Below are 12133 nucleotides of genomic sequence, written 5' to 3' on the forward strand. Positions count from 1 at the left end.
ACAGGGGACGTGGTGTCCTCAAGTATTGAGTTGTGCCAGGTACTGCCACGGGTAGATCCCGCGCTGATGACCATCGCTGAACACCAGTTGCAGTCCGTAACCCTGCTGGTTGAGTTCGATCACCCGCACTCGATCATCCACCAGCGGAGCCGAACCCCGCAGGCGAAACGCCCGGCATTGCGAGCACGGGCACTGGCGGCGCAGTTCGGCATGGTCGAGCAATTGCTCGCGGCCATCCGGCCAGCTCAGCCGCAAGCGGTGCTCACTTTGGGAATTGCCGATCGCCAGCGGATTCATTGCAGCTGACTCAAGGCAATTCGCACGGCTTTGCGCACTTCCGGGTCGCCGTCGTCCTGCGCGGCCTGCAACGCGGCCACGGCGCCGCGATCATTCAACTCGCCCAGCGCCAGCGCGGCTTCCTTGCGCAGGTTGCTGATGCGATGACCGAGGGTGTCGATCAGGGCGTCGAGGGCCGGCACGTAACGCAAACGGCCGAGGCTGCGAGTGGCGCGCAGGCGAACCTGCCAGTAGTCGTCGCCCAAGGCTTCGATCAGGGCCGGACCTGCATCGGTGTGGCCGACTTTGCCGAGGGTGGTCGCGGCCTCTTCGCGCACTTGCCAGGCGTCGTCCTGCAAAGCCTGACGCAAGGCCGGCAGCACATCTGCGCCACTCGCCAGACCCAAGGCACCGGTGGCGGCGCGGCGTACTTCGGTGTCCGGATCATCACTCGCCAAGCGGGCCAAGGCTGGCAGTGCGTCGAGTTGTTTGAGCCAGCCGAGCACACCCACGGCTTCGCGGCGCACACTGGCGTCGGCATCGCTTAACGCTCGAATGGCGGCGGATGCGGCGCCGGGAAAACGCAACTCGCGCAAGGCCCGGAACGCGGCAATCCGCACGCTGGTTTCGGCATGAGCCGTCCACGGCAAAATCACCCTGCCCGCCGCTTCGGTCTTGAGCAGGCTCAGGCTCTGCGCAGCGGCGGCCTGCACCGCCGGCGACGGATCCGTCAGCGCCTGGCACAGCGCTTCCACCACCGGTTCGTCTTCCCAGGCTTCCAATAGACGCGCCGCTTCGGCACGCACCTCTTCGGCAGGGTCTTCGGCCAAGCGCTCGACCAACCAAAGCAGACCGTCCGGTTCTTCTAGGTCAGCCAAGTCGATCAGGGCAATCCTGCGCACCCCTGCGTCATCGGCCGTCAGACGTGGTTGCAGGGCGAGAATGTCGTCGTTATCGGTCACAGCAAAAAATGAGGTCACAGGGCAAATCTCGGCAAGGCGTTTTCAGGAGGCAAACCGAGCGGATTAAGGCGCGGCAGCGGTCGGTCGTTGTCGTGGCGCAGCAGGTCGAGGCAGTGGCGCTTGAGGCGCGAGAACTCGTGGCTGGTGACCAGTCCGGTGGTGCGTGGGCGCGGGAAATCCAGGCGCAGGTCTTCGATGATCCGCCCCGGCCGTGCGCTCATCACCAGCAAACGGTCGGCGAGGAACAGCGCTTCGTCGATGTCATGGGTGACGAACACTACGGTGGTGCGAATTCGCGTCCAGATGTCCAGCAGCAGTTCCTGCATGTTCAGGCGGGTCAGCGCATCCAGTGCACCGAAGGGTTCGTCCATCAGCAACAACCGTGGCCGGTTGACCAGCACCCGAGCGATCTCCACCCGTTGCTGCATGCCACCGGAGAGCTGATCCGGCCAGCGTTCGGCGAAGCCTTCGAGGCCGACCAGTTTGAGGATTTCATCAGCGGCACGATGGCGCTCGGCCTTGCCGATGCCACGCATTTTCAGGCCGAAGGCAATGTTGTCGCGCACCGTGCGCCACGGGAACAGCGTGTGATGCTGGAACACCATTCCGCGCTGTGGCGACGGGCCGGACACTTCGGTGCCGTCGACTTTCAACTGCCCGCCATGGGGTTGCAGGTGCCCGGCCAATGCGCCGAGCAAAGTCGACTTACCGCAACCGGACGGGCCGAGAATGCACACGAACTGGCCGGGTTCGATCTGGCAATCCAGCCCCTGCACCGCTTCAAACGCTTGCCGGCCTTCGCCGAGGACGATGGACAACTGGCGGATGTCGATCCGCCCTTCCGGGGTTTGCATCACGCTCATCAGGCTTTTCCTCGTGGTCGATGCCAGGGCGTGAACAGCCCGCCCAGGCGTTTGATCAGCAGGCTGCTGCCCATGCCCAACACGCCGATCAGCAACATGCCGACCACGATGTCGGCGTAGTTCTGAATGGTGTAGGACTCCCAGGTGTAGTAACCGATGCCGAACTGGCCGGAGATCATTTCGGCGGTCACCAGACAGAACCACGACGTGCCCATGCCGATGGCGAGCCCGGTGATGATGCTCGGCGCGGCGCCCGGCAGGATCACTTCCAGCAGGATCGCCCGGCGCCCCGCCCCGAGGCTTTTCGCCGAGGCGATCAGCCGAGGATCGACGCCTTCGACGCCATGCACGGTGTTGAGCAGGATCGGAAACAGCGCGCCGGTGAAGGTGATGAACACCATCGACAGTTCCGACGACGGGAACATCAGGATCGCCAGCGGAATCCACGCCACGGCGGGGATCGGGCGCAGCACTTCCAGTGGTGGCAGCAGCAGGTCTTCGGCCCATTTCGAGCGGCCGATGGCCAGGCCCAGGGCGATGCCGATGATCAGCGCTGCGAGGTAACCGGCGAAGACCCGGCCGAGGCTGGCGGTCAGGTGCTGGAGGAGCTTGCCGGAGTCGCCGAGGCCCAATGCGGCTTCGATCACGGCCAGCGGGGTTGGCACGTTGGCGAAGGTGACGAGGCCGAGGTTCCAGTGGTGGCTGGCGGCGAGTTGCCAGAAGAGCAGGCAGAACGCTATGGAGGTTGCTCTGGTGGTCCAGCGGGCTTTCGGGATTTTCATGGATCGGGTTTCCAGGTTTGGAGCGGTGTGATGGCTGAGATCGAACCCCCTCACCCCAGCCCTCTCCCCCAAGGGGGCGAGGGGAAAGGGAGCCGATCTTCAAGTTTTTCAAAATCTCGGCTCGGCTCGATAACGAGCAGATGTTCATGATGTTCAAAACCTGAGTTCGGCTCGATATTTCAGGTCGGCGTACCTTTACCAAACACCTCGGTCAGTCCCCTCTCCCTCCGGGCGGTCCGACGTTTCGGGAGGGTTAGGGTGAGGGAAAGCTTTTGATTTGCTCTTAGCGTGCGGCCACGGCCTGGGTCGTGGCATCCGTGAAGTCAAAAACCTTCCCGCCCTGCGCCACGGCAAATTGCTGCGCCTGCCCCTTGAGCAAAAACGCGCTAAGGCGCCCCTTCCCATCACTGGCAAACCACGCCTGCTCCGCCAGCAACTTGATCCCGCTGTCACTCGCCTGCGCATACACCGCCCGGATGTTCTTGCCTTCCGATTTCAGGCCGGCCAGTGCGGTGAACGCCTCTTCAGCCGAGGCATACCGGCGAACCTTGTCCTCACCGCGCACCCAGATTTCCGCGACATGGCTGAAATCGGTGATGGCTTTTCCAGTCACCGCATCGACAGACTTCAACGGCGTCTGCGCGTAGTTGGCCAGTTGCGCGGTGTAATCCAGATTCGAAGCCTTGAACGCTGCGCGGATGTACTGATCGTCGATAAAGGTATTCAGGTCGAGTCCGCGATCGGCCTTCTTCAGCAGTTTCAGCGTGTCGATGGCGGTGCCCACGGCCTGGCGGTATTCCGGTTTCCAGCTCAGGTCACGGGTCTGCACGCCGAGCGGGCCGTGGAACAGGTAATTGACCTCGGCATCGACGCCGGTGACCTTGGCGATCAGTTCGCTGTATTTCTCCGGTTCGGCGGCCAGCAGTTGATTGGCCTCGATGCTTGCGCGCAGGTAGGCAACGACGATTTCCGGGTACTTTTTCGCGTAGGCCTGATCCACCAGCGCACCGTGGAAGGTTGGCGCATTGGCCTGGGCGCCGTCGTAAATCTTGCGGGCGAAGCCACGGCTCGGGAACAGTTCAGCGAACGGTACGAAGTCGGCGTGGGCGTCGATTTTGCCGGCCTGCAACGCCGAGCCTGCGACCTCCGGCGGCTGGGCGATGATGTTCACATCCTTCAGCGGGTCCCAGCCCTGCTCCGCCACGGCCCGCAGCAGCATGCCGTGGGCGGTGGACGCGAACGGCACGGAGATGGTCTTGCCCTTGAGCTCGCTCAACGACTGCACGCCGGACGCGCTCGGTACCACGATGCCGTTGCCGCTGCCCTTGATACTCCCTGACAACACGCTGATGAACAGGCTGTGCTTGCCGGCAGTTTCAAACGCCACGCCGTTGAACGCACCGGGGAAATCGGCCATGGCACCGAAGTCGAGTTTGCCCGCGACCATCTCGTTGGTCAGCGGTGCGCCGCTGGTGAAGTTTTTCCACTGCACATCGTATTTGGCGTCCTTGTAGGCGCCGTCGTGAGGCAGGTATTTGTCGAGCAGGCCCAGCTCGCGGATCAGTAGCCCACCGGCGGCGCAGTTGATGGTGGTGTCCTGGGTGCCGATGGCGATGCGGATGGTTTCGGCCGAGGCCGACAGGGTGAACGAAGCCAGTACCAGACCGGCGATTGCTGCACGCAACATGGTTGAATCCCCTCGAATCATTTATTGGATGTTCGTCTCCGCCGCGATCAGGGCGCGGTGGGAAACGAGGGGTGTCTTGAATCAGGCGTCCGGTGTTGCCGGATAGCGTTTTAGCGAAGCAGGTACGGGATTTCGACTTTCACCGCACCGGTCGGGCAGTCCTTTTCGCAAGGCATGCAGTACCAGCATTCATCGAAGGCCATGTAGGCCTTTTGGGTGGCCGGGTTGATCGCCAGCAGGTCCATCGGGCAGACGTCGACGCACACGGTGCAGCCCTTTTCGGCGATGCATTTGTCCTCGTCCACGGTGACGGGGGCATTGGAGCGGAAGAAGATTTCCTGGGCTTGATAGGTCATGGTCCGGACTCTCTCTAGTGATGCTTCAAGCGGCAAAAGCGCCGACCCGCAAACGGTCGTAGGCCTGCATTTCTTCGGCATCGAGCGGGATGATGTAAGGCTCGACGGCTTTTTTGAAACTGGTCATGCGCCCGTCTTCGCCCTTCTTCAGGTGGCAGTGGCAGAACCATTCGCGGTCGTCCCGTTGCGGGTGATCGACGCGGTAGTGGTACAGGCCCCAGCGGCTTTCGGCGCGGAACAGCGAGGCGCGGGCGGCCATTTCGGCGCAGTCGCGGATCACACTGGTTTCCATGGCACGCATCAGTTCGTGGGCGTTGTTGGCCTTCAACTCGTTGAGATCGCGTTCGATGTCGCTGAAGCGTTGCAGGCCGATTTCCATCTTCTTCGTCACTTTCGGCGGCTGCAGGTAGTCGTTGACGAAGCGCCGCAGCTTGTACTCGACCTGGGCCGGCGGCAGACCGTGTTCGCGGTCCAGCGGTGCGTAGACCCGGGCCTTTTCCTTCGCGATCTGCTCAGCATCCAGCGCGGAAAACTCGCGCCCGGCGACAAACTCCGCCGCGTTATGCCCGGCGAACCAGCCGTAAGTGAACGCGCCGAGCATGTAGTTGTGCGGCACGGCGGCCATGTCACCGGCCGAGTACAAGCCTTTCACCGAGGTTTCGGCGCGCTCGTTGACCCACACGCCGGACGCCGAATGGCCGCTGCAAAAGCCGATTTCCGAGATGTGCATCTCGACCATCTGCGTGCGGTAATCGGTGCCGCGATTGGCGTGGAACTGGCCGCGGCTCGGGCGCTCGTTGCTGTGCAGGATTTCCTCGATGTTCTGGATGGTTTCCTCGGCCAGGTGATCGAGCTTGAGGAACACCGGGCCGTTGCCGCTCTCCAGCTCCTGGTGAAACTCCCACATCATCTGCCCGCTCCAGTAGTCGCACTCGATGAAGCGTTCACCCTTGTTGTTGGCGGTGTAGCCACCCAAAGGGCCGGTGACGTAGGCGCAGGCCGGGCCGTTGTAATCCTTGATCAGCGGGTTGATCTGGAAGCACTCGAGGTTCGCCAGTTCCGCCCCGGCGTGATACGCCATTGCGTAACCGTCGCCGGCATTGGTCGGGTTTTCGTAGGTGCCCATCAGGTACCCCGAGGACGGCAGACCGAGTCGCCCGGCAGCGCCGCAGGCGAGGATTACGGCTTTGGCCTTGATCACGTGGAAGTCGGCGGTGCGGCAGTCGAACCCCATCACACCGTTGACGGCGCCCTCCTCGTCGGTCAGCAAACGGGTGCAGACCAGGCGATTGGTGATGCTCACCCGCGCTCGTTTCAACTGGCGATACAGGACTTTTTTGATGTCGTGCCCTTCCGGCATCGGCAACACATAGGCACCCATGTGGTGAACTTTTTCACCGCGTAATCGCCGGTTTCGTCCTTCTCGAACTTCACGCCCCAGCGGTCGAGCTGCTCGATGGTTTCAAAGCTGTGCGTCGCGTAGGCGTACACCGCCGCCTGATTGACGATGCCGTCGTTGGCGATGGTGATTTCCTTGGTGTACTGCTCGGGCGTCGAGTGGCCGGGAATGATCGCGTTGTTCAGGCCGTCCATGCCCATGCTGATCGCGCCGCTGCGCTTGACGTTGGCCTTGTCCACCAACAGTACGCGCAGTTCCTTGTTCTTTTCCTTGGCCTTGATCGCCGCCATCGGGCCGGCGGTGCCGCCGCCGATCACGACGATGTCGTATTCCTGTTCGAGTGTCGTTCGACTCATGCCTGCTCCCCTTTTTGCCGGTCGATCCGCAGGCGGTACTGGAAGGCATCGCCACGGTAGTAAAGGTGTTCGAAGTCCAGCGGCTGGCCGTGGGCGTCGTGGGTCAGACGCTCGATGCGCATGATCGGCGAGCCGGCCTCGACGTTCAGCGCCTGGGTCAGGTCGCTGTCGGCCAGCACCGCGTCAATGGCCAGATCGGCGTGGCCGAGGGCGATGCCGCAGTCGTTTTCGAGGATCAGGAAGATGTCGCGGGTGACCAGATCAGCCTTCTCCAGCCGTTCGCCGACGGCTTTGGGCAGGTAGGTGATTTCCAGCGAGATCGGCTCGCGGTTGATCAGCCGTACGCGTTTGATCTGGGCGACGATTTCGCCTTCGGCGACCTGCAAACGCTCGGCGACCAGTTTGTCGGCGGCGATGAATTTGAAGCTGCGCAGGCGGTTGATCACCTCGTAGCCACGGCCGGTCATGGACTCGGCGAGGCCTTGCAGGGTGCTGACGTTTTGAAAGGTCTTGGGCTTGGCGACGAAGGTGCCTTTGCCGTGGATCTTGAAGATCAGCCCTTCTTTCTGCAGATCACCCAGGGCCTGGCGCACGGTGATGCGGCTGACCTTGAACAGCGTGCCGAGCTCGCTTTCGGACGGCATCTGGCTGTCCTGCGGGTATTCGCCGTCGAGGATGCGGGCGCGCAGTACATCGCGCAGTTGGGTGTGCAGCGGGACGCTGCCCAGGGAGAGAACGTTATCGGTCATCACGGGATCACTTGTTATAACGAGTTATGACGTGATCTTAGAGACGTTATGACAAGCTTGAGAAATACCGAATGAGCATAAGGTTAGATGCGCCTTCAGTGGCGCTTGAGAATCTGATCCATGACCCAATCGGTCTTCAGCGCTTCGGCGGCTACTGCCGGATGCCTAGACTCACCGCGAATCTGCGCGTTCATGCCCAGCACGTGATGCCACTGGATGTGTTCGTGATGGGGGATTTCCAGGCTGATGTGTTCATCGGCGTGCAGTTCGACCGGATGCTCATCGAACACCGAAAAGCCGATCCGCCCTTGGCTGCCGATGATCTCGACCCGATCCTCGCGCCGGTCCGCAACAAAGCTCCAGCAGCCCATGCCCAGCGCGCCCGAGGCAAACCGCCAACTGGCGCTGACCGCATCTTCCGCCGCGTATAACCCGGCCTGACGCGCGGTGAAGCCGGCGACTTCAACGATGTCGCCGAGCAGATACTGGAACAGGTCAAAACCATGGCTGGCCAGATCCGCGAAATACCCGCCCCCAGCCACCGCCGGATCGGTGCGCCAGTTGGCGCTGCCGTCCAGATCCTTGGGCGATGGCGCCTTTGTCAGCGTCCAGCTCAGGTGCCGCACCTCGCCGATACGCCCCTGCTCCAGCCATTGCCGCACCTGCTGGAAACGCGGCAGCGAACGGCGGTAATAGGAGACGAACAGGTGCAGACCGGCGTCGGAAAACACCTGCTGCATTTCGCGGCTTTGCCCAGCGTTGAGGGCCATGGGTTTTTCCACGCAGCAATGCTTGCCGGCGGCGGCGACTTTCAGGCTGTAGGCGTGGTGACTGTCGGGTGGCGTGGCGATGTACACCGCGTCCACCTCGGGGTCGTTGATCAGCGCATCGACGTCCGTGTAAGTCCGGGCGATGCCGTGGCCCGCGGCGTAATCGGTCACGGCTTCGAGGCGCCGCCCCATCACCGCCACCAACGCCGAGCCGGGCGCCTTGTAGAAGGCCGGCCCACTCTTGCGTTCGGCGACACTGCCACAACCGATCATGCCCCAGCGCACCACGTTCATCGTCACGCCTTAGCCGATGCGCAGTGCGCGCAGGTCGAGGTGGCCGTTTTGCAGCGGCGGGCACCAGTAGTAGCCGCCGGTGATCGGCCGGCTGATGCGGTACAGACCGTCGGTGATGCCGTCTTCCAGACCGCTCATGCGACGCAGTTGCGCTTCGAAGGCATCGAGGGAGAAACCGAACGCCAGGAACATCAGGCCGGCGCGGTCACCTTCGATCCACGGCATCGAACGGCGCACGACGAAGGCTTCCGGAGCGAAGCTTTCCTGGGCGGTGCGCTTGACGTGGGCGGACACCGGGGCGTCGTCGATCTCTTCGTTGTCGCTCAGGCGACGGCCCATGATGTTGTCCTTGTCTTCAGCGGACAGCGCATGGAAACCCTTGAGGTCGTGCTGCCATTGCTGGATCGCGGCGAAGCTGCCACCGACCAGACCTTCGGCGCCTTCACTTTGCAGTGCGGCGGCGATGGCGGCTTCGTCATGAGGGTTTTCGGTGCCGTCTTCATAACCGGTCAGGTCATGGCCGTCCTTGTGGCGGAAGGCTTCCTGCATCTGCACCAGACGCAGCGCCGGAGCCAGTGCGGCCTCAAGCGCGGTGCTGCGATTGAGCAGCTCGCCACGGTCGACGCCGTGCAGCCAGACCCACAGGGCGTGCTGGGTCGACGGGTTTTCCACGCCAACGCCGGTCAGCGCCGGGAAACTGCGCAGGCCATCGATGTTCACATTCAGGGCCTTGGCCAGGGATTCACCGAAACCGACCACCGCCGACTTGCCGTCCACCAGGTTCAGCAGGTTATCGATCGCCTGCGGCAGCGCTTCAACCGACTCGAGGGCGAAAAACAGGTGACGTGCTTGCGGTGGAACTGGGGTGGCGAGGATGCCCGGCTGGTAGTAACTCATGTGAACTCCTTGGGAAAGAGCGCGGAGTTTAACTGTAGCCGGAGGGTTTGTGTGGGATCAGATGACGCACTCGTTGCGCCACGCGCTCGGGCTTTTGCCGGTCCAGCGCTTGAACGCCCGACGAAAACTGCGCACATCGCTATAGCCGACCTCCTCGGTAATCCGCTCGATCGGCATGTCGGGATTTGCCAGAAGACTCATGGTTCGCGCCTGCCGCACTTGCTCCAGCAGCGCTTCGAAGGTCAGCGAGTGTTCGGTCAGACGCCGACGCAAAGTACGACTGCTCATATTCAAGTCGCCAGCAATCTTTTCGATATGGCTGCCCCGGCTCAAGTCCCGGGCAATCGCCCGCTCCACAGCCTGGATCAGATCAAGCTTCTGATGAACCTGCGCCGCCTCCAGTTCGAGCAACTTGACTGCCTGGCGCAGCGCCAGCGAATGGTGGTTGGGCAAGTTCACATCCAGCCATTGCACGTCGATCAGCATGCGGTTGTGCAGGCAGCCGAAGCGCACGTCCGGCCCCAGCAGCCGCCGGTATTCATCGACGTAATCCGGCGCGGCGTGGACGAACTCCACGGCAATCGGCTTGAACGTCTCGCCCACCAGCGCCCGGCCGTAGACCAGCAGGCTGGCGTAAAACTCTTCGACGGCGAATATCTGCACCTCAGCGAACGGCAAACGGCACTCCACGTCGACGTGCACCTGCTCGCCCACCACATCCACGCTGATCACCACGATCCCGCCGGACGTGTGCTGATGGCGAATGCCCAGCTCGAACGCATCGCGCAGGTTCTTGCACAGCGACAGCACATGCCCGAGCAAACCCAGGGTGCCGAGCACGTTCTGCGCGCCGACCCACAGGCCCAACCCCTGATTGGGCAAGGCCTTGAGCGCCCGCTGGATCATGGCCACGGCCTGGCGATAGGAAATCCGCTGCGAAGGATCCTGCAGATCCTCGACGTCAAAACCCAGACCACGGCACAGGCTTTGCGACTCTATGCCCTTGTTGGCGGCAACTTCTGCCAGGGTCTGCAGCAGAAATGGCGACACCAGCGCCAGATCGAAGGTGGGGTCTTGGAGTTTTGCGTTCATGGGGGCTGACATTCCGGATCACGCTGAATTGTTATTTTTGTTACCGGTTATGTCGAAGGAAGTTAGCACAGGGTTGACGAAGTGTCCGCAGAAGCCCCCTTCCGTGTCCGCCAATACCCTGCCCCGTTGTACGCCAAGGGCTTATTTCTATAGTGGCCGGGCGTCCTGCGTGCCGGCGTTGCGCCCAAACACAATAATAATGAGGACGGACATGAACCCGAACCGCGCGACTTTCCCTGTGCGACTGGCGTTGAGCCTGCTTGGCTGCACCGTGACCCTGCCAGCCCTGGCCACCGAGGCCGGCGTCGACAACATCGGTACTGGCACCGACGGATTTTTCGTGCTGCCGCTGGACGTCGACAACCTTCCCGAAAACATGGTTGCCTTCAATCTCTATTACAACCACTACAAGGCGACGAAGCTCAACATCAGCTCATTCGGCGGGAAAGTGCCGAATGTCGATATCGAATCCACCGCCGTGATCCCGCGTCTCGACTACCTGAGCCCGGTGCGGATATTCGGCGGACGCCTGGCCGGTTACATCGCGCAACCCTGGCTGAAGCAAGAAGTCTCGGTATTCGGCCAGAGCGATACCCGCGAAAGCATGGGCGATACCACCTTCGCGCCGATCATCCTGTGGGACATGGGCAAGAACCTGACCTTGGGCGCTGCCGTGGAAGTCACCGTGCCCACCGGCGAATACAGCGTCGATCGGCTGGCCAACACCAGCAACAATTTCTACACCTACAAGCCGCTGTTCTCCTTCACCTGGCTGCCGACGGACAAGACCGAAGTCTCGATGAAGACCACCTACAGCTTCAACGAGAGGAACAAGGACACCGACTACAAGTCCGGGCAGATCTTCCACTTCGATTACTCGGCCAGCTACAAGATCACCGACGACCTGATGCTCGGCGTCAATGGCTATTACCTGAAGCAGACCACCGACGACAAACAGTTCGGCCACACCGTGCAGTTCGCCGGCCAGGACGTTGACGACGGCGTGCGCGGCCAGGTGTTCGCCATCGGCCCGGCGCTGCACTTCACCTTCCTCAAGTACGCCAGCGCGGAGATTCGCTGGGCCAGGGAGTTCGACGTGGAGAACCGGCCGGAGGGCGATATGTTGTGGGCGAAGGTGAGTATTCCGTATGCGTTTTGAGCGCATTTGTAGGAAAACGCGCCTGAATGTGTAGCCGGAAAACCTGAAAAACACTGGGGTGGAATAGGCCTACAACGGCGGTCGAGATTGCCGGACAACGGAGGGAAACGTCCGGCAGATTTGAAAGGGGGGCTTGCAGATACTGGGTCCCGCTACCTCATGGTTCCACAAGGGCTATGGGGTGCATCGTCTGCCAGTGACGACAATGGGCCATTCCCCCTTAGACTGCTGAAATTGATCACGGAGATCACTATGAGCATATTGCATTCCCCGTTTTATGCTGACTTCGACTCCGAAGAAGAGGCAGAGAGCTACGATCGCTGGTTTCGTGCAGAGGTACAGGAGGCACTCGATGATCCTAGCCCTGGCATTCCCCATGATGAAGTTATGGCAATGCTCGACCAGATGCTGGAAGAGATACGCAGGAAGCGCCGCTCTGCTGCTTGAATGGGTCAACTGGCTGACATCTTCAACATAAAAAAAGGGCGGCC

General features: G+C 61.9%; 12 protein-coding genes and 1 pseudogene. 2 read left to right on the top strand and 11 right to left on the bottom strand.

All coding sequences use genetic code 11. From position 1 onward, the window contains the following. Nucleotides 1-18: 18 nt before the first annotated feature. From R1A29_RS15455 to R1A29_RS15505, 11 genes and pseudogenes are all read right to left on the bottom strand, one after another. On the bottom strand, nt 19-297 hold the full coding sequence (locus R1A29_RS15455; protein WP_408984912.1) for a DUF971 domain-containing protein: 279 nt from the start codon (nt 295-297) through the stop codon (nt 19-21). Continuing rightward, nucleotides 294-1256, bottom strand: a complete 963-nt coding sequence (locus R1A29_RS15460; protein ID WP_438298802.1) for a HEAT repeat domain-containing protein — start codon at nt 1254-1256, stop codon at nt 294-296. Before R1A29_RS15460 ends, R1A29_RS15455 begins: the two co-directional genes overlap by 4 nt. Further along, a complete protein-coding gene (locus R1A29_RS15465) occupies nt 1253-2101 on the bottom strand; it encodes an ABC transporter ATP-binding protein (RefSeq protein WP_438298803.1) in 849 nt (282 codons plus the stop codon). Before R1A29_RS15465 ends, R1A29_RS15460 begins: the two co-directional genes overlap by 4 nt. After that, a complete protein-coding gene (locus R1A29_RS15470; RefSeq protein ID WP_438298804.1) occupies nt 2101-2883 on the bottom strand; it encodes an ABC transporter permease in 783 nt (260 codons plus the stop codon). The genes R1A29_RS15465 and R1A29_RS15470 overlap by 1 nt, the downstream gene beginning before the upstream one ends. Before the next feature lie 283 nt (nt 2884-3166). Next, complete coding sequence (locus R1A29_RS15475) at nt 3167-4570, bottom strand: ABC transporter substrate-binding protein (protein WP_438298805.1); 1404 nt, start codon at nt 4568-4570, stop codon at nt 3167-3169. Nucleotides 4571-4680: 110 nt separating this feature from the next. Continuing rightward, the gene (locus R1A29_RS15480) at nt 4681-4926 is read right to left on the bottom strand and encodes a 4Fe-4S dicluster domain-containing protein (protein ID WP_438298806.1); all 246 of its coding nucleotides are present in this window, start codon (nt 4924-4926) and stop codon (nt 4681-4683) included. A gap of 25 nt (nt 4927-4951) precedes the next feature. Next, a pseudogene (locus R1A29_RS15485) lies at nt 4952-6681 on the bottom strand (fumarate reductase/succinate dehydrogenase flavoprotein subunit). Next, nucleotides 6678-7430, bottom strand: coding sequence for a GntR family transcriptional regulator (locus tag R1A29_RS15490; protein ID WP_085710142.1), 753 nt, complete (start codon nt 7428-7430; stop codon nt 6678-6680). Before R1A29_RS15490 ends, R1A29_RS15485 begins: the two are co-directional and overlap by 4 nt. A gap of 95 nt (nt 7431-7525) precedes the next feature. Further along, a complete protein-coding gene (locus R1A29_RS15495; protein WP_438298807.1) occupies nt 7526-8494 on the bottom strand; it encodes a Gfo/Idh/MocA family protein in 969 nt (322 codons plus the stop codon). Nucleotides 8495-8503: 9 nt separating this feature from the next. Beyond that, complete coding sequence (locus tag R1A29_RS15500; RefSeq protein ID WP_273897331.1) at nt 8504-9391, bottom strand: Dyp-type peroxidase; 888 nt, start codon at nt 9389-9391, stop codon at nt 8504-8506. A gap of 57 nt (nt 9392-9448) precedes the next feature. Then, nucleotides 9449-10483 carry an AraC family transcriptional regulator gene (locus tag R1A29_RS15505; protein ID WP_438298808.1) on the bottom strand — a complete coding sequence of 345 codons (1035 nt, stop codon included), beginning with the start codon at nt 10481-10483 and terminating at the stop codon, nt 9449-9451. A gap of 211 nt (nt 10484-10694) precedes the next feature. On the opposite strand from R1A29_RS15505, the gene R1A29_RS15510 reads away from it, so the two are divergent. Next, entirely contained in the window at nt 10695-11642 is a 948-nt protein-coding gene (locus R1A29_RS15510; protein WP_438298809.1) for a SphA family protein, read from the top strand. 252 nt (nt 11643-11894) lie between these two features. After that, nucleotides 11895-12089 carry a type II toxin-antitoxin system RelB family antitoxin gene (gene relB / locus R1A29_RS15515; protein WP_438298811.1) on the top strand — a complete coding sequence of 65 codons (195 nt, stop codon included), beginning with the start codon at nt 11895-11897 and terminating at the stop codon, nt 12087-12089. Nucleotides 12090-12133: the final 44 nt, after the last annotated feature.

The sequence above is a fragment of the Pseudomonas sp. NMS19W genome, from assembly GCF_051554255.1.
Classification (GTDB): domain Bacteria; phylum Pseudomonadota; class Gammaproteobacteria; order Pseudomonadales; family Pseudomonadaceae; genus Aquipseudomonas; species Aquipseudomonas kribbensis.